A 21,703-nucleotide genomic window follows, 5' to 3' on the forward strand; every position below is an offset into this window, starting at 1 on the left:
CGACCTCAGGCGACCGACTCGGTCGCCGCGATCTCCTCGCGCAGCACCTGCGTGCCGGCGTCCGTCCACCCGGGCGGGGTCGCGACCGCGGCCCAGGCGTCGGCGTACTCCACGTGGTAGTTGTGCCCGTGCCCCGGGGGTGTCTCGCCGGCCACGAACAGGTCGATGGACAACCGCCAGAAGCTGGCGACGGGGAACCAGGACACGTCCGGCAGCACGTCGGGTCCGCGCGGCTCGGTCAACCAGTCCGGCCGTTCGAGCAGCAGGTCGGGTGACCACCAGATGACCCCGTCGGACGCGTGCTGCAGGTAGACCACGCGTGGCGAGTCCCACTCGGTGCCCAGGCTCCACAGGTCGATGTCGCCCGCGCCGTCGAGCCCGAGCCCCCAGCGGACCGTCTCGCCGCCGTCGAGCACGGGGGAGACCTCGGTCGAGCCAGCGTCCCGCGCGGCGGTGAGGTCCTGCCACAGCGGGGTGAACCCCGGGGTCCCGGCCCACACGGCGCCGTCGACCCGCTGCTCGAGGTCCTGCACCCCGGAGAACGCCCCCTGGCTGCCGTAGCTGCCCAACGAGATGCCGAACACGTAGAGCTTCGGTCGGGAGTCCTCGGGCAGCTGCTCCCAGCGCGCGCGCACGGCCTCGAAGAGCGCCTTGCCGGCGTCCGGCGGTGTCTGGCGGTCGCCCACGAAGCTCACCCAGCTCGGCAGGTAGGAGTACTGCATCGCGGCGATCGCCGTGTTGCCGCCCCAGAGCATCTCGAGCGCGTCGGCCGAGGACGGGTCGACCCACCCGGTGCCGGTGGTCGTCCACACCACGAGCGCCTCCCGGTCCCAGGCGTCGGTGCGGTCGAGCTCGTCGACCACGACCTGCGCGGTGTCCTCCAGGCTGTCCCCGCTGCGCAGGCCTGCGTACACACGGATCGGTTCGCGCACCGGCAGGTCCAGCCCGGTGCGGGCGGCCACCTCGGCCAGCTGGTCGGTGCTGCGGCCGCCCGAGACGAAGCGGCGACCCTCGCGGCCCAGAGACTCCCAGGACGACAGCGACTGCGGCGACCCGCTGCGTTCGGGCTGCTGCGGCTGCACCGAGTCCTCGTACGTCTGCGCGTCCAGCTCGCCGTAGGTCGAGCTCAGCAGTGCCTTGCCGCCCGCGACGAGCGTGCCGTTGAGCAGCAGCACGCTCCCGACGGCGACCAGCGTGACGGCCAGCGCCCGGGCGGCGACCGGCGGCAGCCAGCGCCCGATCAGCCGGGTGACGACCCTGGCGGTCCGCCGCAGCCCTCGTCCGATGCTCAGCACGAGCAGGGCGACGAGCAGCGCCACGAGCAGCACCGTCAGCGAGTGGGCCGACGAGGGCTGCTCCATGCCCATGACGTCACGCAGCCGGCGCTGCCAGTCGTCGCTCACGACGAGCGCCGCGATCACCACGACCACCGCGACGGCACCCCCCGCCCACCACAGGCGTCGCCGCCAGACGGTCGACGGCGTCCACTGCAGGCGTGCCCGGCGCAGCACCCAGCCCACGAGCACGCCGATGCCGTACCCCATCACGGCGCACGCGCCGCCGGCCGCCCCCTGGAACAGCGGGCTGCGTGGGGTCAGCGACGGCCCGAGCGCGGCCGCGAAGAGCACGAGCGCGCCGATCAGCCCGGCGGGGGAGAACCGTGCCAGGTACCGCCGGGCCCGCAGGCGCATCCGGTGGCGCACCGTGCGGTGCTCGGGGACGGTCGCGTCGGCGCCGACGGGTGCCGCGGGGTCCGGGACCACGCCCTCGACCCCGGCCTCCGGCGTCTGCGGCCCGTCGCCGGTCGGCGTGAGTCCGTCGGTCGTCGTCGTGCTGCTCACCTGGGCGTCTCCTGCGGTCGGCCGGGATGCTCGGGCCTGCGCGGCCGGCGTTGTGGACGCTAGCGGACGTCGGCCCGCGCGGCTCGGCGACGGGTGCGACGGCCCGTCTCGCACCTGTGGCAGGGCGCGGGCGGCCGTGCCATCGTGGGCGGACGGGGGAGGGGGCACGTGGCGTCCGTGAGCAGCCCTGCGCGCGCGGTCGGGCGTCGACGCGCCCGCAGCAGGGCGGTGGCGGCAGGCCTCCTGCTCCTCGCGGCCGGCGCGGTCGGGCTGTCCGGCACGGCCGCTCGTGCGGCGGGTGCGCTCTACCTGACCGAGACGTTCACCGGGGCGAGCGCCGACCCGCTGTTCACCGCCTACGGCTCCGCCTGCCTGACCGGTGCACCGCCGGGCACGCTCGCCCCGGGAGCGCACCCGCTCGGCGGGTGCGCGGACGGGAACCTGGTCAGCTCACCCCCGCGTGACGCGGCACCCTTCGGGTTCCTGCAGCTCACCGACGCGTCCACCGACCAGTCCGGCGCGGTGCTGTTCGACACGCCGATCCCGGCGACGCAGGGCCTGACGATCACGTTCGAGCAGTGGCAGTACGGCACGACCACCGCGACGCCTGCGCCCGCGGACGGCATCGCCTTCTTCCTCGTCGACGGCGACGCCCAGCTGACCGCCCCGGGTGCCTTCGGCGGCAGCCTGGGCTACGCGCAGAAGCGCCCCGACGGCGTGCCGACCAACCCGATCATCCCCGGGGTCGTCGGCGGCTACCTCGGCATCGGCCTGGACGTGCTGGGCAACTACTTCGGTGACTGGGAGGACCGCAGCAACGGCTGCCCGGCCGACCAGCGCTCCCCGGCCGGCTCGGCGTTCCGGATCCCCGAGCGCGACAAGATCACCGTGCGCGGACCGGCCGACCCTGCCGACCCCACGCGTGGCTACTGCTTCCTGACCTCGACCGCGGACAACCTCGGCGTCCCGGCAGCGACGAGCTGGCCGTCGAACCTGCCGGTCACGCTGCACGGCCTGACGGCGACCGTGCCCGTGGGCACCGCGCCCGAGCAGGCGCAGGCCTTGCTCGCACCCGACAGGCGGACGATCGAGGTCACCATCACGCCCGCCCCCGACCCGCAGGTGACCGTCGCCATCACCGGTGCCGACGGCATCCGCCACCAGGTGCTGGCGTTCGCCGCGCCGCAACCCGTCCCCGACTCCTACAAGTTCGGATTCTCGGCGTCCACCGGGTTGTTCACCGACGTGCACCTGATCCGCAACGTCGTCCTCGAGTCCGTGGCCCCGGCCCCGATCCTCACGCTGACCAAGACCTCGGGCGCCACCGCGCCCGTGCGCGCGGGCGACACGATCAGCTACTCCTACCAGGTCGTCAACACCGGGCTGGCACCGGTGCAGGACCTCGTGGTCGACGACGACAAGATCGCCGCGGTCACGTGCGAGCGCACGACGCTGCTGGCCGTCGGTGACGCACCCGACAACCAGACCACCTGCCACGGCAGCTACGTGGTCACCGACGCCGACGCAGCGGCGGGGTCGGTCACGAACGTCGCGTTCGCCTCGGCGGACGGCGGAGGTGCCCTGTCCGCGCCCGACGACCTGACGGTGCTCGTGATGGGTGCGACGCCCACCCCGGACCCCTCGGCGACGGCCGGTGCCCCGCCGGGCGCGACCGCGCAACCGCTGCCCGCAACCGGCGCTGCAGGCACCGTCCCGCTCCTGGTGGCCGGCCTGACCCTGTCGGCGTTCGGCACCCTGCTGACGGTCGTCGCCCGTCGCGCCCGCAGTCGTATCCTGGGCGCGGTCGACCCGCTGGTCGGCGACCGGGAACCGAGGAGGCGCCATGGGTGACGTGCTGCTCGCGCTCGTGCGCGACGCCTCCGCGTCGTTGGCGCTCCTGCTCGGGGCGCGCACACCCTGACGACCACGCTCGTCCTGCTCGGTGCCGCGACCCTCGCCGCGGCTGCCGCGGCGCTCCTCGCCCGCGGGACGACGAGCCTGGCCACCCTCGACGTGACCGCGTTGCCTGCGGGACACGTCCGGGACGCGCTCGACGGCCGCCCGTTCGTGGCGCAGAGCGATCCCGACGCGCCCGGACGTGCCCGGCCCCGGGCACCCGGCCTCCGCCTCGGCTGACCATCCCGGCCCAGGACCACTGACCTGACGCCGCGCGTGACGCGTGGCCGCGCGCGCCTGCGTGCCCGGGGTGGTCGGCGAACGCGTACCCGCCCGTTCGTCCGACCGAGGGACCCCATGAACCTGTACTCCCTGCCGCTTGTCGCGGCACTGCTCGACGCCGCCTACCGCGCCCTCATGGGCCTGACCGACCTGCTCGAACCCGCTGCCGGTGCGGCGGCTGCCGCCGTGGCCGTCCTCCTCGTGACCGTGGCCGTCCGTGCCCTGCTGATCCCCGTCGGCATCTCCCAGGCCCGGGCCGAGCAGACGCGTGCGCGCCTGGCACCCCGGCTGGCCGAGCTGCAGCGCCGCCACCGCGACCACCCCGAGAAGCTGCAGAGCGCGACCATGCGGCTCTACGCGGACGAGGGCACCACCCCGTTCGCCGGCTGCCTGCCCATGCTCGTGCAGATGCCCGTCCTCGGCGTGATCTACGCGGTGTTCGTCCACGCGCAGATCGCGGGGCACGGCAACGCGCTGCTCGGCCGGACGCTCGCCGGTGTGCCGCTCGGGTCAGGCCTGGTCCCTGCGCTCGGTGGGGGCACCGCGACCCTCGCGACGGTGCTCGTGGTCGGTGCGGTCGTGCTGGGGATCGCGCTCGTCGGCGAGCTGACCAGGCGCGCCTCGTCGCCGGGCGGTCGGCTTGCGGCCGCGGTGGCGCCGCAGTCGATCGCGTCCGCCGGGTCGCAGGGTGCCGCGCCCGGCCCCCTCGGGGGGAGCGGGGTGCAGCGGGCGCTCGGCGTCCTGCAGTTCATGACCGCGGCGGCCGCGTGCTTCGTCCCGCTCGCTGCGGGCCTCTACCTGCTGGTCACGGCCTGGTGGACGTTCGGGCAGCGCCTCGTGCTGCGCCGTCGTTACCCGCTCCCGGTCGCCGGCGGCGCGGCGTCGTGAGGGGCGCTGTCAGGCCCGGATGCCGCCGTCGTCGACAACGATCAGTGCTCGGCCGGCTCCGACATCGCCTGCGCGCGTGCGGGGCTTCCCTCGGCGAGGCCCCGGTCGATCGCACCGCGGGACGCGAGCCACAGCACGGCACCGACGACCAGCACGGCGCACTCCGTGACGGTCAGCGCCCAGACGATGCCGGACAGCCCGAACCAGCGGTTGCCGAGGATGACGACCGGGATGAACAGCACGCCCTGCGTCACCGACATGACCGTCGCGGCGAGGGCCCGCCCGGTGGCCTGGAACACCGAGGTGATCAGGCCGGTGAACCCGTTGGCGATCATCGCGACGAGCTGCGCCGTGAGGATCGTGACGCCGATCGTGAGCACCGAACGGTCGGCCACGAACGCGGTGAACAGCTGCTCGCGGAACACGAAGGCCGTGACCGAGAAGAGCACCCCGATGCCTGCGACCGTGAGCGCCGACGAGCGCAGGGCCGCGGTGAGCCGGTCGCGGTCACCCTTGCCGTAGGAGTAGGCGAGCAGCGGCAGCACGCCGAGCGTGATGCCCATGACCAGGAACTCCGGGACCTGGGCGATGCGCACCGCGACGCCCATGGCCGCCAGCGGCCCGTCGCCGTAGGCGGCGGCGAGGTTGTTGAGCACGAGTGCCGTGACGACGAGGAAGGCGGCCTGGAGGAGCTCGCCGACGCCGACACCGAAGACCGGCTTGAGCACGGCGGGCGAGAGGGTGAACCACCGCGGCGCCAGGCGCACGTGCTCGCTGTGCCGGGTCAGCCAGGTCGCGAAGTAGACGACCACGACGAGGTTCGCGAGCCCGACGGCGAGCGCTGCGCCGGCCACGCCCCAACGCAGCACGAGGATGAGCAGGACGTCGAGCACGACGTTCGCGACGGTGGAGGCGATGAGCCCGATCATCACCTGGCGCGCCGCGCCCTCGGACCGGACGAGCTGCTCGAGGCAGAACGCCGCGGCGAGCACGGGCACGAACGCGAGCATCACGGCGATGTACGAGCGTGTCGCAGGAGCTGTGGCGGCGTCCGCACCGAGCAGCCGCACGAGCGGGTCCAGCAGGAGCAGCCCTGCCCCGCCGAGCACGACCCCGGTGATCACCGACCCCCACACGGCGAACGAGGCGACGTGCCGGATCTCGTGGGCCTTCGCTGGTTCGTGTTCGGCCGCACCGAGCAGGCGGGAGACGAGAGCGCTGCCGCCCACGCCGAACACGCCGCCGACCGCCATCACGAGGGCGAGCACGGGTGAGCCGAGCGTGACGGCGGCGAGCAGGGCGGTGTCGTGCAGCGATCCGATGAAGCCCGCGTTGATGACGTTGTGGAGGGCGCCGACGATCATCGCGGCGGCCATCGGCACGCACAGGTGCACGAGGGCGCGCACGATCGGGGCTGACGAGAGGTACCAGCGATCGGTGCCGACAGCGCCGACAGCGACGACGGGGTCGACGGTGCCGACAGTGCCGACGGCTTCGGCCGTGACGGGGGTCTGGAGGTCCGTGGTGCTCATGGCTGCTCCCTTGTCGGGCAGGGTCGAGCGCGCGACGGCGAGCGCCGGCGCGGCGTGGGCTGGTGCGGGGGGTCCGGGGGTCCGGGGGTCCGGGGGTCCGGGGGGCCGGCGGGACGGTGCGGCCGTGGTGGTACCGCGGAGGCGCGGCCAGCCCCCGCGTCCGCCGTTACGAGCGGGTCGGTTGCGGCAGGTCCGCGGTGATCTTCGTCAGCAGGGCGTGCAGGGTGGCGCGCTCGGCCTGGTCCAGGGGAGCGAGGATCGTCTCGTCGGCGGCGGCCATGGCGTCGCCGAAGCCGGCGACGAGCTCGGCGCCCTCGGGTGTGGCGTGCACGCGCTTGCTGCGCTCGTCACCGGCCTCGGTGCGTCGTTCGATCAGACCGCGCCGTTCGAGCCCCTGCAGCAGGCTCGAGACGCTCGCGGCGCTGGTGCGGCTGACCTGGGCGATGTCGCGCTGGATCGAGCCGGGGTTCTGGACGAGGTAGCCGAGCACGAAGCCCTGCTCGTGGCTCAGGTCGCGTGCGCGCACCCACTCCTCGGCGGCCTTGCGCTGGGCCCAGCCGATCCAGCGCAGCAGCCCGAGGCTGCTGGTCGGGCCGGTGGTGCCGGGGGTCTCCTGCTCGTCCATGGGCAGAACGCTAAAGGTTAGAGACCTAACTGTCAACGATCGAACGAAATGCCGGCCGGGTCGCCCCGCACGTGTGCCGTCAGTCCTCGATCGCCTCGACGCCCTCCCTGGCGAGCTGGGCGACGCGGTCCCGCATGGCCTGCAGCTGCTCCGGCGGGTGCCCGACCCAGTCCGTGATCTCGCCGACCACGCGCACGGGCTCGCGCGTGCGGTACGACCGCGTCGGGTTGCCGGGGAACCGGGTGTTCGTCAGGTTCGGGTCGTCCTCCAGCTCGCCCGTCGGCTCGACCACGTAGATGCGGCCCCGACCCTCGCCGACCGCCAGCTCCGCACCCCAGGTCGCCGCATCGAGCGTCGCGGTGACGTAGACGAACCCCGCCGTGCGCCCCTGGCCGAAGTTCGACCGGCGACCGGGCCCGAGCAGGTCGCCGACCTGCAGGTCGGCCTTCGTCCCGTGCAGCAGGGCGCCGGACTCGTGGACCTCGAACGGGGTCGGTGGCACGCTCACGTGATCTCTCCTCGCTGTCGGGTGCCCGGGCGCGGCCCTGCGGCGCGGCGGTCAGCCGGTCGGGCCGAACCGTTCGGTCCGGATGCGGTCGGCGTCGTGCCCGAGCGAGACGAGCGTGGACGCGACGTGCTCGACGAACGGCGTCGGCCCGCACACGAACACGTGCGGATGCTGCTCGGGCGGCAGGCACGCGGCAGCCAGTGCGTCCGCGTCGAGCCGGCCCACCGGACCGGTCCACCCCGCGGGCGCCTGCCGGGTCCAGGCCCACGTCACCTCGAGGCCGGGGTCCTGGGAGGCCAGCGCGTCGAGCTCGGCGGCGTACAGCGCGTCGGCGGGTGTGCGGACCGAGGTGAGCAGCCGGAACGGCGCCCGGCTGCCCGCCTGGTGGCGTGTGCGCACCATCGACATCAGCGGGACGAGGCCGGAGCCACCGCCCACCAGCTGCACCGGCTGCGGGTCGCGCGGCTGCCACACGAACCAGTGCCCGATCGGGCCCCGCAGCTCGATCTGGTCACCGACGACGAGCTCCTCCGCCAGGTACGGCGAGACCTCGCCGTCCTCGACCACCTGGACCGTCAACGCGATCCGTGCCGTGGTCGCCTCGGTCGGCATCGTCGCCCGAGCCACCCCCATGGTGCCCGGGCACGCCAACGAGTACGAGCGTTGGGTCGAGTAGCCGTCCTCGGCCGTCAGCCGGACGTCGACGTGCTGGCCGGGCAGCGCACCGTGCCAGCCGGGCACGTCGAGCTCGAGGCTGACGGCGCTCGACGTCTCCCGCCGACGGGCCGCGACCGTGGCCACGTGCCAGGGCAGCGCGTAGCGCACGTCGGGGGCGTCGGTGCTCTCGGGGCTGTCGGTCTCGTCGAGCGGCTCTGGCTCGGTGGTGGTCGTCATCGCGCTCAGTCGCCCCAGTACCGCTGCTCCCGCCACGGGTCCCCGTAGTCGTGGTAGCCGCGCAGCTCCCAGAACCCCTGCTCGTCGGCGGTGAGCAGGTCGAGCCGACGCACCCACTTGGCCGACTTCCAGAAGTACAGGTGCGGGACGAGCAGCCGAGCCGGCCCGCCGTGCTCGTCGGGCAGCGGGGCGCCGTCGTAGCCGTAGGCGATCCACGCCTTGCCGCCGCGCAGGTCCGCCAGGGGCATGTTCGTCGTATAGCCGCCGTCGCACCGGGCGAGCACGTGCTGCTCGTCGTCCCCGACCTCGACCGCGTCCAGGAGCGTGTCGATCGACACCCCACGCCACCGGCTGTCGAGCTTGGTCCACTTGGTCACGCAGTGGATGTCGACCACGACGTCCTCGGCCGGCAGGGCGAGGAGCTCCTCCCAGGTCCACCGTGCGCGTGCCTCGCCGGGCGAGCCGAGCGTGAACGCCCAGGTCGACAGGTCGACCTTCGGGGTCGGACCCGCGGACAGCACCGGGAACCCGCGCTCGAGGTACTGGCCGGGGGGCAGCCTCGGGTCGGACTCGCGCTTGGGCCGGAAGCCGCGGGAGATCAGCGCCATGATCGGCGCTCCGGGCACAGGGGAGGGACCATGACGGGCTCCTGGCGGTGGTGGGGGCAGCGGCAGGCCTGAACGGCACAGGGTGCCGGCGCGCCGGGCACCTCTGTGCGGACATGATGCGGCCGACCTGCCCGGATGCGCCAGAGGCGCAGGGCAGGTCGGCCGGATCGATGCGGGTCGGTGGTCGCGTGCGTCGTGATGACGCGCCCACCGTGCCCGTCGGGTCAGCTGCCGGACGGACCGCCGGCCGGGCGCTGCGCACGGCCGCGGCCACCGCGACGACGGCCGCGGGCGGGACGGTCGCCCGCCGCACCTGCGTGCTCGCCGACAGTGCCACCCCAGCTGCCCGTCGACGTGCTCGACGACGGACCGGACGGACGCGTGCCGTGGCCCGGCGTCGAGGTCGACCACGCGGTCGTGGTGGCACGGGCGGGTCCCCCGGCGCGGCCTGCGCCGGCCCCGCGCGAGGTGCCCGCACCGCGAGCGGAGCCGCCACGCGGTGCGCTCGTGCCCCGCGGGGAACCGGAACCGCGCGAGCCGCCGCGCGGCGAACCGCCGGAGGTGCGCCCGGCAGGAGCAGGCTGTGCGCTCGGCGACGGCGTCACGCGCGGCATCTGCGGACCGGCCAGCCGGGTCACCGTGGCGTCGCCGGGGACGACGGACTTCGGCTGCGCGGTGATCTTGGCCGCGCGCGTCAGCGCACGCACGTCGCCGCGCTCCTCGGGCAGCACGAGCGTGACGACGTCGCCGCCGGACCCGGCGCGGGCGGTGCGGCCGGAGCGGTGCAGGTACGCCTTGTGCTCGGCCGGCGGGTCGACGTGCACGACGAGCGAGACGTCGTCGACGTGGATGCCACGCGCGGCGATGTCGGTGGCGACCAGCACGTTGACCGCGCCGGAGGAGAACGCCTCGAGGTTGCGCTCGCGGGCGCCCTGGCCGAGGTTGCCGTGCAGGTCGACCGCGGGGATGCCCTCGGCGGTGAGCTGCTTGGCGAGCTTCTTGGCGTGGTGCTTGGTGCGGGTGAACAGCACGCGGCGACCGGTGCCGCCGGCCAGCTCGGCGATGACGCGCTTCTTGGCCTCGGCGTCGCGCAGCTCGAGCACGTGGTGCGTCATGGTGCTCACGGGCGACTGCGCGCTGTCGACGGAGTGCTCGACGGGGTTGGTCAGGTACCGCTTGACGAGCACGTCCACGCCGTTGTCGAGCGTGGCCGAGAAGAGCATGCGCTGACCGCGCTTGGGCGTGCGGTCGAGGATCCGCTTGACGACGGGCAGGAAGCCCAGGTCGGCCATGTGGTCGGCCTCGTCGAGCACCGTGATCTCGATCTGGTCGAGGTTGAGCACGCCCTGCTTGAGCAGGTCCTCCAGGCGCCCGGGGCAGGCCACGACGATGTCGATGCCGCCCTTGAGCGCGGAGACCTGCCGGGACTGGGACACGCCGCCGAAGATCGTGGTGGTGCTCAGGCCGAGCGTGCGGGCGAGCGGGGCGACGGTCGCGTCGATCTGCGTGGCGAGCTCGCGCGTCGGGGCCAGGATCAGGCCGCGCGGGCGGCGGACGGCCTGCTTGGTGGCCGACGCGGCCAGGCGCGTGACGATCGGCAGGGCGAACGCGAGGGTCTTGCCCGAGCCGGTGCGGCCGCGCCCGAGCACGTCGGTGCCGCCCAGGGAGTCGGGCAGCGTGGCGGTCTGGATGGGGAAGGGCGCCTCGATGCCCTGGTCCGCGAGGGTGCGGACGAGGGATGCGGGCACGCCGAGGTCGGTGAAGGTGGTCACAGGTGCAGGCCTCTCAGGGCTGTGCCGAGCGCTGTGCCGGGCACGAAGGAAACGAAGGTCGGGGTCCGCCGCCAGAGCAACCAGAGCGAGTGCTGGGGGATCTCCACGACGCGGGGCGCGCGGGTTCGCGCAGCCCTCGAAGGGCTCCAGGGTCTCATACCCGCGTCCGGGAATCCCTGTACGGGTGCTGCGACGTGGGTCACCCTGGGAGCAGGCGGCCCGCGCTCCCGTCGCCGGGACGTCCCCCCGGGCCCACCCCTGAGGGTGTCCCACCTGCATCGACAGGGTGCACCCAGGGCGTTCTCAGGGTCGGTTCAGGGGCGTCCCGGATCGAAGGATGACCCCCGTTCGCGCCAGGATCGTCACGGCAGTTCCAGGAGGACCACCGACATGAAGGACGACGCGATGAGCACGGGCGAGCTGACGATGACCGCGACACAGGCGGGCGCCGGCGCAGGGGGAGCGGACGACGGGCCGATCGCGACGGCACGGGGACTGGTCAAGGTGTACGGCCGCGGCCAGACGCAGGTGCGCGCCCTGGACGAGGTGGACGTCGACCTGGGCCGCGGTGAGCTGACCGCGATCATGGGCCCGTCGGGCTCGGGCAAGTCGACCCTGATGCACTGCCTGGCGGGCCTCGACAAGCCCACGGACGGCACGGTCGTCGTCGACGGCGAGGTCGTCTCGGCGATGTCGGAGCGGCAGCTGACGCGGCTGCGCCGCACCCGTATCGGCTTCATCTTCCAGGCGTTCAACCTGGTGCCGACGCTGACGGCGCTGGAGAACATCACGCTCCCGCTCGACATCGCGCGGCGCCCGGTCGACCGCGCCTACCTGGACGCGGTCGTCGAGGCCGTCGGGCTGGCGGACCGCCTCACGCACAAGCCCTCGGAGCTGTCCGGCGGGCAGCAGCAGCGCGTGGCGTGCGCCCGGGCGCTGGTCTCGCGCCCCTCGGTGGTCTTCGCCGACGAGCCGACCGGCAACCTCGACTCGACCTCCTCCGGTGAGGTGCTGGGCTTCCTGCGCCGGTCGGTCGACGAGCTCGGCCAGTCCGTCGTGATGGTCACGCACGACCCTGCCGCGGCCTCCTGGGCGCACCGTGTCCTGTTCTTGGCGGACGGGCGTTTGGTCGGCGAGATCGTCGACCCGACCCAGTCGGCCGTGCTCGACGCGCTCGGCGAGCTCAGCGCGCGCGGCGCCGGTCGTCGTCGTGCCGCTGCGGCGGACGCCGGTGCGAAGCGATGACCAGGGTTGCGCTGCGCGGGATCCGCGCGCACGTGGTGCGGTTCGTGCTCTCCCTGCTCGCGGTCGCCCTCGGCGTCGCGTTCGTGGCCGGCACGTTCGCGCTGCGCACGATGCTGTCCTCGACCTTCGACGGGATCGTCTCGGCCTCGGCCCAGGGCGACGCGTTCGTCCGCGGGTCGCAGGAGACGGTCAGCAGCTCGCTCAGTCAGGAGAACGTCGGTGAGGTCCGCAACGAGCTGCCGATCAAGCTGACCAGCACGATCGAGCAGGTCGACGGCGTCGCCGTGGCGCTCGCGCAGGCGCAGGGCCCGATCGTGCTCGTCGGTGCCGACGGCACCGCGGTGCAGAGCACCCAGGCGCCGAGCTTCGCCTACGGCTGGGACGACCAGGACCGGTCGATGACCCTCGTCGAGGGCCGCGCCCCGCAGGGTCCGGACGAGATCCTGCTCGAGCAGGCCACGCTCGAGTCCTCCGGGCTGACCGTCGGAGACACGACGACCGTCGTGCTCGGCGGCGAGGTCCGCCAGGTGACGGTGGTCGGTGAGGCGCAGGCCGGCGGTCCGATGGCGGGTGCGACGATCGTCGCGATCGACCCGCAGATCGCCGAGCAGCTGTACGCCCCGCGCGGCACCGTGCCGATCATCACCGTCTACGGCGAGGACGGCGTGAGCCAGCAGCAGCTGGCCGACGACGTCGCGCAGGCGCTCGGCGACGAGCCGGCGGAGGTCGTCACGGGCGACGCGATGCGCGAGGAGCTCTCGTCCGACATCCAGCAGATGCTCGGCTTCATCACCACGTTCCTGCTGGTGTTCGCCGCGATCTCCCTGTTCGTCGGGGCGTTCATCATCTCCAACACGTTCGCGATGTCCGTGCGGGAGCGCATGCGCGAGTTCGCGCTGCTGCGGGCCATCGGCGCCTCGCCGACCCAGGTGTTCACCTCGGTGCTCGTGCAGGCGGCCGTCGTCGGGCTGCTCGGTGCGGGCCTGGGCATCCTCGGCGGCTTCGGCCTGGTCGAGGCGATGCGCGGCCTGCTGGAGTCGATGGGCATGGACCTGGCCGGCGACCTGCCGGTCGACACGTTCACGGTCGTGGTCTCGCTGCTGGTCGGCACCGTCGTCAGCGTCGCTGCCGCGGCCCTGCCGGCGCGCCGCGCCGCGCTCGTGCCGCCGGTCGAGGCCATGCGTGACGACGTCGCGGCCACGGACGGCACCCTGACCGTCCGGGCGATCCTCGGCACCGCGCTGGTCGCGTTCGGTGTCGGCGGTGTCGTCACGGCCGTCCTGCGGCCCGAGGCGGACGCCGCGGGAACCCTGCTCGGTGCGGGTGCCGCGGGCGTGCTGGTCGGCGTCCTCGTGCTGGCCCCGGTGCTCGCGCGTCGGGTGCTCGGGTTCCTGGCGGCGCCGGCGGTCTTCGCACTGCGACCGATCGGTCGTCTGGCGCGGGGCAACGTGGTGCGCAACCCGCGTCGCACGGCGTCCACGGCCGGCGCGCTGATGATCGGCATGGCGCTGGTCGGCGCGGCGGCGGTCATCGCGGCCTCGACGCAGGCCTCGACGAAGTCGCTGGTCGAGCAGGAGGCGGACACCGACCTGGTGCTGCAGTCCGCGCAGACGGCGGCGATCCCGGCGCAGGCGGTCACGGACCTGCGCGGCCTGGCCGACGTGGCGTCGGTCGAACCGTTCGCCGCCGCGCAGGTGCTCGCCGCGGAGGGCGGCGGCACGCCCGGCCTGGACGACGGCACGGTCGTCGTGGGGCTCGACCCGGCGATGGTCGGCGAGTCGCTCATCGTCGACGAGATCGACGGCGACCCGGGTGCCGCGATGGCCGCCGGTGAGGTCGCGGTGCAGAAGAGCACGGCCGAGGACCGGGGCTGGTCGGTGGGCGACACCGTGACCCTGTCCGGCTCGGGCGGGCAGGACACCTTCACGGTGGGTGCGGTCTTCGAGTCGCACGCGCTGGGCACTGAGCTGGCCGTCTCCCAGGACGTGCTCGACACGCTCGTGCCGTCCGACGAGCAGGTCGTGCAGACCGTCTTCGTCACCATGGCGCCCGGCGCCGACCTCGAGAGCGTGCGTGCGGACGTGACGCAGGTCGTCAAGCCGTACGTGGTCATCTCGGTGATGGACACCGACGAGTTCATCTCGTCGCTGGCCGACCAGGTGAACCAGGTGCTGGTGATCCTGTACGCGCTGCTGGGCCTGTCGGTGGTGATCGCGGTGCTCGGCATCGTCAACACCCTCGCGCTGTCGGTCATCGAGCGGACCCGCGAGATCGGCCTGCTGCGGGCCGTCGGCCTGGGCCGGCTGCAGCTGGCGGGCACGATCACGGTCGAGTCGGTGCTCACCGCGCTGTTCGGCACGATCCTCGGCCTCGCGGTCGGGGTCGGGCTCGCCGCGGCGCTGCCGACGGTGTTCGCCGAGCAGGGCCTGAGCACGCTGGCCGTGCCGTGGGGGAGCCTGGGCGTGATGGTCGGCCTGGCGCTGCTGGTCGGCGTGGTCGCGGCGCTGTGGCCCGCGATCCGGGCGGCGCGGCTGCCCGTGCTGGACGCGGTGGCCTCCGAGTAGCCGGGCGGCTGCCGGCCGAAGGCCTCGAGGGTGTCGGCGGTGCGTCGGGGAGGAGGGTCCCCGGGCACCGTCGATACCCTCGACGTGTATACCCACCAGCGGACGGAGGCGTCGCGATGAGCGACACCGGCTACGGCGACTTCGAGTTCGAGCGGCGCTTCCTCGTGCAGGACCTGCCGACCGACCTGCTGGAGGAGACGCCCGCGCTGATCGTGCAGGCGTACTTCCTCGCCCAGGACGGCTTCGCGCTGCGCATGCGGGTGCAGGCCTCGGTGCCGCACGGCGCGGTGGACCTCACGCTCGACGAGCGCGCGCTGCTCGAGGCGCACCTGGACGAGTTCGACTTCTGCGCCCTGACGGCGAAGGGCCCGATGGTCGAGGGCACGCGCTACGAGGCGGAGCGGGAGATCGACCCGACGATCGGCATCGAGATGGTCCGTCGTGGTGCGGCCCTGGTGGCCAAGACCCGGCACGCGGTGTGGCTCGGCGGGGACGGCTGGGTCGTCGACGTGTTCGGCGGGGCGAACCGGCCGTTGGTGGTCGCCGAGGTCGAGCGGGGCGGTCCGGTGACGGACCTGACGATCCCGACGTTCTGCGTGACCGAGCTGACGGACGACCCGCGGTTCTCCAACGACGGGCTCGCCCGGGCGCCGTTCTCCGGCTGGGCGCAGGCCTACGGCTCCGAGCTGGCGGCGCAGGGGCCGAGGTTCCTGCAGGGGCTGGGGCGCAACCACGTGGGCGGCGAGCAGGGGCCGATGCCCTGAGGGTCGCCGGTCACCCTTGAGACGAGGATCACCCGTGACCCCCGGGCATAAAGTTGAAGCAACAACTATTGTGGTTCTCTGACACCCCGGAGGAGACCGCCATGACGACAGCACCCACGCCCGGCCAGGGCGCAGCCGTGACCCTGAGCACGCGCGCCGCGCACGACTCGATCGCCGCAGGCACCGGCATGGACGCCGTGACGCTGCTCGTCGGCGACCTCGACCTGCAGCTGCGCTACTACCGCGACGTGCTCGCGCTCGACGTCATCGAGACGCTCGCCGACCGGTTCCACGAGGAGGAGCGCCCCGGCGTCGTCGTCCTCGGACGCAACGGCGTCCCGCTCGTGATCCTGCGGCACACCCCCGGCCTGCCGCCCGTGCAGCGCCGCCAGGCGGGCCTGTTCCACACCGCGATCCTGTTCGACGACCGAGCCGGCCTGGCCGCCACGCTCGCCTCCGTCGCCGCGAAGGCCCCCCGGACGTACATCGGCTCGGCCGACCACCTCGTCTCGCTCGCGTTCTACCTCACCGACCCCGAGGGCAACGGCGTCGAGCTGTACTGGGACCGCAGCCGCGACCGGTGGCAGCGCACGCCCGAGGGCGGGGTCGTCATGGACTCGCTGCGGCTCGACCCGAACGAGTTCCTGGGCGAGCACCTCACCGAGCAGGCCGCCGAGAAGCCCGCCGCCGGGCAGGCCGTCGTCGGGCACGTGCACCTGCAGGTCGGCGACGTGCCCTCGGGCAAGGCCTTCTACGTCGACGCCCTCGGCTTCGACGTCACGGCCGAGTGGCACGGCGCCCTCTTCGTCTCCGCGGGCGGCTACCACCACCACCTGGCGATGAACACCTGGAACTCCGCCGGTGCCGGTCCGCGCGCGTCCTCGCTCGGGCTGGGCGAGGTCCGCATCGTCGTCCCCGCCCAGGACGACCTCGGGGCGCTCGCCGACCGGGTCGCCGCGGTCGGCGTGCCGGTCGCGCACGACGGCACGACGCTGCGGTTCGAGGACCCGTGGAAGAACGTCGTGAGGGTCTCCGCAGGGCTCTGACCAGGCACGCACGCCTGCTGCAGACCCGGCACGGACCCGCTGCGGGCGCGGTGAACCGCCACGTAGAGTGGCGAAGCACCCGAACCCGGACCGAGAGCGGAGCCTGTGACCTCGACGCGACGACCCCTCGCCCGGAGGGCGGCGGCCCTCGCCGGAGGGCTGCCGATGGTCCTGGCCGTGGCACTCGGCGCCGCCTGCGCGCCGTCCCCGCCGCCCTCCGCGGACTCCCCGTCGTCCTCGGCGTCCACGTCGCCCCCGACCGCGCTCCAGGCCTCGCTGACGTCCGTGCAGGCGACGACCGCCGTCGCCACGACCGACGACGACGCGGCCGCGCTCGCGGTCTCGCAGGCCCTCTTCGAGGCAGCGCCCGTCGTGGTCCTGGCCGCCTCCGGCGACCAGGCGGGCCAGCTCACGGCCGCGTCGGTGGCCGTCGCCGTCGGGGCGCCGGTGCTCGTCGTGGCCGGCTCGGTCGCCGACGCCGACGTGGCGCGCGAGCTCGAGCGGCTCGGGACGACGCACGTCCTCGAGGTCGGGGACGCGGCGACCCGGACACCGCAGGGCACCTCGGTGACCTGGTCGCTCGCGCTGCCCGCGAGCGCCGACGCCGACCTCCTCGAGCAGGTCACCGGTCGACCCTTCGTGGACGGCGACCCGGTGGCCGAGGGGGCCGCAGCCACCCGGGTCGACGCGCTCGTCCAGCCGCGCACCACGGCGCTCGTCGCCGCGGGGGTCGCCCCGGAGGAGTCGTCGGCCGACGTCGACGCACCCAGGCCCACGCCGTCCACGGCCACGACCCCGACGCCCGCCGCACAGGTGACCGGCCCGGTGCTCGTGCCGCGTGCCAGCCCGAGCACGTCGACGTCCGCGCCAGGCGCGGACCCGGATGCTGCAGCCACACCCACGTCGGGTTCGGCGACGCTGCCGCGCACGGACCCGCCCGAACCCCTGCCGGACGCCCTCCTGCTCACGCTCCCCGGCAGCACGGCCGTCGCGGCGCACGCCACCGCCCGCGCCGCGGGGCTCACCGTCCTGCAGGTCCCGGGCGGCGACCCGCGCGCGGACGAGCAGGTCGTCGACGCCCTCGCCGCGGCCGCCCCCACCACGGTCCTCACGCTCGGCGCGCAGTTCGGCGACCAGGCGACCGCCGACGCGCGCGTGGCGGCCGCGGTCACGGGCGCCCAGCTGCCCGGCGGTGGCCAGCTCGTCTTCACCGACGGCGCGCACGCCCGACGCTACGTCGCGCTCTACGGCACGCCGGGCACCCCGGCGCTCGGCGTGCTCGGCGAGCAGGACGTGCCGGCCACGATCGCCCGGGCCCAGGAGCACGCCGGCTGGTACGACGCGCTGACCGACGACACCGTCGTGCCGATGGTCGAGATCATCGCAACCATCGCCTCGGCCGGGCCCGGACCGGACGGCAACTACTCCGACGAACGTTCGGTCGACGACCTGCGCCCGCTCGTCGAGGCCGCGGGGGAGGCCGGGGTGTCCGTCGTGCTCGACCTGCAGCCGGGCCGCACGGACTTCCTGACCCAGGCCAAGCAGTACGAGGAGCTGCTCGCGCTGCCGCACGTCGGGCTCGCGCTCGACCCCGAGTGGCGGCTCGCCGCCGACCAGGTGCACCTGCGGCAGATCGGCTCGGTGGGCGTGGACGAGATCAACGCGACCGCGGCCTGGCTCGCCCAGCTCACGCGCGAGCGGCACCTGCCGCAGAAGATGTTCGTCGTGCACCAGTTCTCGACCCGCATGGTCAGCGACCGCACGCGTCTGGACGTCTCGCACGACGAGCTCGCGGTCCTCATCCACGTCGACGGGCAGGGCACCCAGCCGGCCAAGACGGGCACCTGGAACGCGCTGCGCGCCGACGCGCCCGCGGTGCACTGGGGGTGGAAGAACTTCTACGACGAGGACCTGCCCATGCTCGACCCGACGCAGACGTACCAGGTGCAACCCGTGCCGGACCTCGTGACCTACCAGTGACCCGACGTAGGGTGCGCGCATGACTCAGCAGATCAGGATCGGCGTCCAGCTCCAGCCCCAGCACGCCGACTACGCGCAGATCCGCGACGCCGTCCGGCGCGCGGAGGACCTGGGCGTCGACGTCATCTTCAACTGGGACCACTTCTTCCCCCTCTACGGGGACCCGGACGGCAAGCACTTCGAGTGCTGGACGATGCTCGGCGCGTGGGCCGAGCAGACCAGCCGCGTCGAGATCGGCGCCCTTGTCACCTGCAACTCGTACCGCAACCCCGAGCTGCTGGCCGACATGGCCCGCACGGTCGACCACATCAGCGGCGGCCGGCTGATCCTCGGCATCGGCGCCGGCTGGTTCGAGAAGGACTACGACCAGTTCGGCTACGAGTTCGGCACCGTCGGATCGCGGATCGGCGACCTCGCCGACGCCCTGCCGCGCATCAAGGCGCGTCTCGCGGCCGGCAACCCCGCTCCGACGCGCGACATCCCGATCCTCATCGGCGGCGGGGGCGAGAAGAAGACGCTGCGCGTCGTGGCCGAGCACGCCGACGCGTGGCACTCGTTCGGCGACCTGGACACGTTGCGCCGCAAGAGCGCGATCCTCGACGAGCACGGGCAGGCCGTCGGGCGGGACACGGCCACGCTGGTCGAGCGGTCGATCGGTGTCAGCGCACCGCCGAAGGAGGTCGCCGCCGAGCTCCTCGAGGCCGGCGTGACGCTCTTCACCGTCGGGACGGGCGGACCGGACTACGACCTGTCGCTCGCAGCCGAGTGGGTCGCCTGGCGCGACGCGCAGCGCTAGGACGCGGCGCCTCGGCCGGGCAGCAGCACGGCCGAGGCGCGGGCTCCGGGCGCAGGCACAAGCACAGGCAGGTGCGGCGGTTAGGCGTCGGCGGTGAGGTGCCTGACCAGCCCGCGCTCGCCGGCTGCCATCACGTGCGCGTGGGCGTACGCGAACAACGGTGCCAGCAGCGGGCCGGTCGCGTTCATCCAGGTCCGCACGGTCCGCACGTCCCACACGACGCCCACCCGGGTGCGACCGGGGTCGTCGTCGCCGTCGATGCGCACCTCGGCGCGGCCCTCGAGGTCGCCGCCGACCTCCAGGGTGACGAGCCGGCCGGGATCGACCGCGGTGACCAGCAGCCGCACGGCGAGGCCGTAGCCGAACGGGGACCGGAACCGCAGCAGCGCGTGGCTGCCCACCGTGCTCCCGGGGGTGACGTGCACCTGCTCCGCGCTCATGTGCGGCCACCAGGTCGGCCACGTCATCGCCGGGTCGGCGAGCACCTGCCAGCAGCGCGCGGGCGTGGCCGGCAGGCACCACGCCGATGTCAGGAGGTACCCGCGACGGCGCACGGGGCCGAGCATAGGCTCGGAGGCGATGACCGACCCGACCAGCACCCACCCGACCAGCACAGACCCGCCCCGGGGACGACGAGCGGGTGCCGTGCTCGCCGCGGTGCGCGCGTGGGTGCGGGCGTCGTGGGTCGGCCTACGGGGCCGGGCGCGCGAGGTGCACTGGGCGCGTGCGACCGTCCTCGGTGTCGCCGCGCTCGTCGTGTCCCTGGGCTACGGGGTGACGAGCGCATCGGTCGACATGAGCCTGGGGCCGCACACGGCCCGGTACGAGGTCACCACCGACTCGACGGTCACGGTCGACCTGGGGCCGCTCGGCACGTTGCAGATCGACTCCCCGATGCCCCTCACGCTCGGGGTGCGTGCGACGGTCAAGGAGATCCCGGACGACCTGACCGAGATCGACCGGGCCGCCACGCTGCAGGCCCTCAGCGGCGACCTGCAGACCTACCTGGCGTTCTTCACCGGGCCCCAGGCCACGCTGACCGACGTCGCGCGTGCCCTCGTGGTGGACGCCGCACGCCGCACCCTGATCACGTTCGTGCTGCTCCTCGCGCTGTGGGCGGCTGGTCGTGCGCTGCTCGGCGAGGCCCGCCGCCGTGAGCTGACGACCTGGTTGCGCCCGCACACCCGTCGGCTCGTGGCCGGCGCCGCCGTCGTGGTCGTCGCCGGCACGGTCCTCACCTCGAGCACGGGTCAGGGTGCGAGCGGTTCACGGCCCGCGTCCGCGGTGTTCGACGGGACGCCGCTGGAGGGCGCGCGGGTGACCGGGCGCCTCGGCGGCGTCATCGACACCTACGGCGGGTACGTGGTCGACGCGTTGCGGGAGAACCAGGACTTCTACGCGGCGGCGGACGCCGCGCTGACGACCGCGTGGGGTTCGAGGGCGCAGATGGTCGCCGAGCAGGAGGCTCGCGACGCCGAACCCACCGCGGGCCCGAGCGCGACCGACGAGCTGACCGAGGCGCCGACCGCGGATCCGACCGAGGAGCCGACGGGGGAGCCGTCCGGTGACGGCTCGACCGGTCCCGCGGGAGCCTCGCTCGCACCGGCCGCGCAGGGGGAGAAGGCCGAGGAGCCCGTCGAACCGGTGACCCTGCTCGTCGTGTCCGACCTGCACTGCAACGTCGGCATGGCCACGCTCATCCGGTCGCTCGCGCGCCTCTCGGAGGCGGACGTGGTGCTCGACGCGGGTGACACGACGATGAACGGCACGACCGTCGAGCAGTACTGCGTGACGACCTTCGCCCGGGCGGTCCCCGCCGGTGTCCCGCTGATCGTCTCGCCGGGCAACCACGACTCCGCCGAGACCACGGCCATGTACGCCAGGGCCGGGGCCACGATCCTGGACGGGGACGTGGTCGACGTCGACGGCCTGCGCATCCTCGGCGACAACGACCCGAACGAGACACGTGTCGGCGCGGGCGGGACGGCGTCGACGGGGGAGTCGGCCGCGGACATGGCCACCCGGCTCGCGGACGTCGCGTGCGAGGACGGCGAGGTCGACCTGCTGCTCATCCACACGCCCGCGGTCGGCGACACCGCGCTCGCCGACGGGTGCGTGCCCGCCCAGGTGTCCGGGCACTTCCACAAGCGCACCGGCCCCGTGCAGGTCGGCGAGGGCATCCGCTACATCAGCGCGAGCACCGCCGGCGCGACCCTCAACGAGGCGACGCTGGGCCCGCTGAACGGCACCGCCGAGATGACCGTGCTGCGCTGGGACCCCGCGACGCGGACGTTCCTGGACTACCAGCTGGTCTCGGTGCGCACCGACGCCTCCGTCCAGGTGAGCGCCCGTCTGCCGTGGCCCGCGATCGAGGACCCCGATGCCGGGCTCCCGGCCGAGGGCGAACCGGCGGGAGTGGCCGCAGGACGGGTGCCGATCTCCGCCCGGTGACGGCCCGGACA

Annotated in this window: 18 protein-coding genes; 10 read left to right on the forward strand and 8 right to left on the reverse strand. The window is 73.9% G+C overall.

All coding sequences use genetic code 11. From position 1 onward, the window contains the following. Positions 1-5: 5 nt before the first annotated feature. Positions 6-1,841: an alpha/beta hydrolase gene (locus BKA22_RS14240; protein WP_146952996.1), complete on the reverse strand. Its 1,836-nt coding sequence runs from the start codon at positions 1,839-1,841 to the stop codon at positions 6-8. A 177-nt stretch (positions 1,842-2,018) separates the two neighbouring features. Between BKA22_RS14240 and BKA22_RS14245 the strand changes: the two genes are divergently transcribed. The 3 genes from BKA22_RS14245 to BKA22_RS14250 all read left to right on the forward strand — a co-directional run bounded on the left by BKA22_RS14245 (position 2,019) and on the right by BKA22_RS14250 (position 4,907). After that, on the forward strand, positions 2,019-3,692 hold the full coding sequence (locus tag BKA22_RS14245; protein ID WP_146952995.1) for a CLIPPER-2 domain-containing protein: 1,674 nt from the start codon (positions 2,019-2,021) through the stop codon (positions 3,690-3,692). A 216-nt stretch (positions 3,693-3,908) separates the two neighbouring features. After that, on the forward strand, positions 3,909-3,977 hold the full coding sequence (locus tag BKA22_RS20410) for a DUF6412 domain-containing protein (RefSeq protein WP_262926913.1): 69 nt from the start codon (positions 3,909-3,911) through the stop codon (positions 3,975-3,977). A 117-nt stretch (positions 3,978-4,094) separates the two neighbouring features. After that, on the forward strand, positions 4,095-4,907 hold the full coding sequence (locus tag BKA22_RS14250; RefSeq protein WP_146952994.1) for a YidC/Oxa1 family membrane protein insertase: 813 nt from the start codon (positions 4,095-4,097) through the stop codon (positions 4,905-4,907). 41 nt (positions 4,908-4,948) lie between these two features. Here BKA22_RS14250 and BKA22_RS14255 read toward each other — a convergent pair whose 3' ends face one another. The 6 genes from BKA22_RS14255 to BKA22_RS14280 form a co-directional block, all read right to left on the reverse strand. Beyond that, positions 4,949-6,439, reverse strand: coding sequence for an MATE family efflux transporter (locus BKA22_RS14255; protein ID WP_146952993.1), 1,491 nt, complete (start codon positions 6,437-6,439; stop codon positions 4,949-4,951). A 166-nt stretch (positions 6,440-6,605) separates the two neighbouring features. Then, on the reverse strand, positions 6,606-7,064 hold the full coding sequence (locus BKA22_RS14260) for a MarR family winged helix-turn-helix transcriptional regulator (protein ID WP_146952992.1): 459 nt from the start codon (positions 7,062-7,064) through the stop codon (positions 6,606-6,608). 79 nt (positions 7,065-7,143) lie between these two features. Continuing rightward, complete coding sequence (gene arr, locus BKA22_RS14265; protein ID WP_146952991.1) at positions 7,144-7,572, reverse strand: NAD(+)--rifampin ADP-ribosyltransferase; 429 nt, start codon at positions 7,570-7,572, stop codon at positions 7,144-7,146. Positions 7,573-7,623: 51 nt separating this feature from the next. Beyond that, on the reverse strand, positions 7,624-8,466 hold the full coding sequence (locus BKA22_RS14270) for a ferredoxin reductase (protein WP_146952990.1): 843 nt from the start codon (positions 8,464-8,466) through the stop codon (positions 7,624-7,626). A 5-nt stretch (positions 8,467-8,471) separates the two neighbouring features. Beyond that, complete coding sequence (locus tag BKA22_RS14275) at positions 8,472-9,074, reverse strand: sulfite oxidase-like oxidoreductase (RefSeq protein ID WP_146952989.1); 603 nt, start codon at positions 9,072-9,074, stop codon at positions 8,472-8,474. A 224-nt stretch (positions 9,075-9,298) separates the two neighbouring features. After that, positions 9,299-10,846, reverse strand: coding sequence for a DEAD/DEAH box helicase (locus tag BKA22_RS14280; protein ID WP_223203576.1), 1,548 nt, complete (start codon positions 10,844-10,846; stop codon positions 9,299-9,301). Between the two features lie 426 nt (positions 10,847-11,272). Here BKA22_RS14280 and BKA22_RS14285 point away from each other — a divergent pair, with 426 nt between their 5' ends. The 6 genes from BKA22_RS14285 (at position 11,273) to BKA22_RS14310 (ending at position 19,241) form a co-directional block, all read left to right on the forward strand. Next, positions 11,273-12,091: an ABC transporter ATP-binding protein gene (locus BKA22_RS14285; RefSeq protein ID WP_223203593.1), complete on the forward strand. Its 819-nt coding sequence runs from the start codon at positions 11,273-11,275 to the stop codon at positions 12,089-12,091. Next, positions 12,088-14,655: an ABC transporter permease gene (locus tag BKA22_RS14290; RefSeq protein WP_146952987.1), complete on the forward strand. Its 2,568-nt coding sequence runs from the start codon at positions 12,088-12,090 to the stop codon at positions 14,653-14,655. Before BKA22_RS14285 ends, BKA22_RS14290 begins: the two co-directional genes overlap by 4 nt. A 116-nt stretch (positions 14,656-14,771) precedes the next feature. Next, positions 14,772-15,419 carry a CYTH domain-containing protein gene (locus tag BKA22_RS14295; protein WP_146952986.1) on the forward strand — a complete coding sequence of 216 codons (648 nt, stop codon included), beginning with the start codon at positions 14,772-14,774 and terminating at the stop codon, positions 15,417-15,419. A gap of 101 nt (positions 15,420-15,520) precedes the next feature. Next, complete coding sequence (locus BKA22_RS14300) at positions 15,521-16,465, forward strand: VOC family protein (RefSeq protein WP_146952985.1); 945 nt, start codon at positions 15,521-15,523, stop codon at positions 16,463-16,465. Between the two features lie 177 nt (positions 16,466-16,642). Next, the gene (locus BKA22_RS14305; protein WP_146952984.1) at positions 16,643-18,445 is read left to right on the forward strand and encodes a hypothetical protein; all 1,803 of its coding nucleotides are present in this window, start codon (positions 16,643-16,645) and stop codon (positions 18,443-18,445) included. Between the two features lie 19 nt (positions 18,446-18,464). Continuing rightward, positions 18,465-19,241, forward strand: a complete 777-nt coding sequence (locus BKA22_RS14310; RefSeq protein WP_146952983.1) for an LLM class F420-dependent oxidoreductase — start codon at positions 18,465-18,467, stop codon at positions 19,239-19,241. A gap of 80 nt (positions 19,242-19,321) precedes the next feature. Here the strand turns inward: BKA22_RS14310 and BKA22_RS14315 are convergent, their stop codons facing one another. After that, positions 19,322-19,795 carry an SRPBCC family protein gene (locus tag BKA22_RS14315; protein WP_179561795.1) on the reverse strand — a complete coding sequence of 158 codons (474 nt, stop codon included), beginning with the start codon at positions 19,793-19,795 and terminating at the stop codon, positions 19,322-19,324. Positions 19,796-19,820: 25 nt separating this feature from the next. On the opposite strand from BKA22_RS14315, the gene BKA22_RS14320 reads away from it, so the two are divergent. Beyond that, the gene (locus BKA22_RS14320; RefSeq protein ID WP_146952981.1) at positions 19,821-21,692 is read left to right on the forward strand and encodes a metallophosphoesterase; all 1,872 of its coding nucleotides are present in this window, start codon (positions 19,821-19,823) and stop codon (positions 21,690-21,692) included. Positions 21,693-21,703 lie beyond the last annotated feature (11 nt).

The organism is Cellulomonas soli (genome assembly GCF_013409305.1).
In the GTDB taxonomy this organism is placed as follows: Bacteria; Actinomycetota; Actinomycetes; order Actinomycetales; family Cellulomonadaceae; genus Cellulomonas; species Cellulomonas soli.

What these genes read in the sequence shown, in the direction of transcription:
- BKA22_RS14250 (WP_146952994.1), top strand. Translation starts at nt 4,095, where the DNA reads ATGAACCTGTACTCCCTGCCGCTTGTCGCGGCACTGCTCGACGCCGCC.
- BKA22_RS14255 (WP_146952993.1), bottom strand. Translation starts at nt 6,439, where the DNA reads ATGAGCACCACGGACCTCCAGACCCCCGTCACGGCCGAAGCCGTCGGC.
- BKA22_RS14260 (WP_146952992.1), bottom strand. Translation starts at nt 7,064, where the DNA reads ATGGACGAGCAGGAGACCCCCGGCACCACCGGCCCGACCAGCAGCCTC.
- BKA22_RS14270 (WP_146952990.1), bottom strand. Translation starts at nt 8,466, where the DNA reads ATGACGACCACCACCGAGCCAGAGCCGCTCGACGAGACCGACAGCCCC.
- BKA22_RS14275 (WP_146952989.1), bottom strand. Translation starts at nt 9,074, where the DNA reads ATGGCGCTGATCTCCCGCGGCTTCCGGCCCAAGCGCGAGTCCGACCCG.
- BKA22_RS14285 (WP_223203593.1), top strand. Translation starts at nt 11,273, where the DNA reads ATGACCGCGACACAGGCGGGCGCCGGCGCAGGGGGAGCGGACGACGGG.
- BKA22_RS14290 (WP_146952987.1), top strand. Translation starts at nt 12,088, where the DNA reads ATGACCAGGGTTGCGCTGCGCGGGATCCGCGCGCACGTGGTGCGGTTC.
- BKA22_RS14295 (WP_146952986.1), top strand. Translation starts at nt 14,772, where the DNA reads ATGAGCGACACCGGCTACGGCGACTTCGAGTTCGAGCGGCGCTTCCTC.
- BKA22_RS14300 (WP_146952985.1), top strand. Translation starts at nt 15,521, where the DNA reads ATGACGACAGCACCCACGCCCGGCCAGGGCGCAGCCGTGACCCTGAGC.
- BKA22_RS14310 (WP_146952983.1), top strand. Translation starts at nt 18,465, where the DNA reads ATGACTCAGCAGATCAGGATCGGCGTCCAGCTCCAGCCCCAGCACGCC.
- BKA22_RS14320 (WP_146952981.1), top strand. Translation starts at nt 19,821, where the DNA reads ATGACCGACCCGACCAGCACCCACCCGACCAGCACAGACCCGCCCCGG.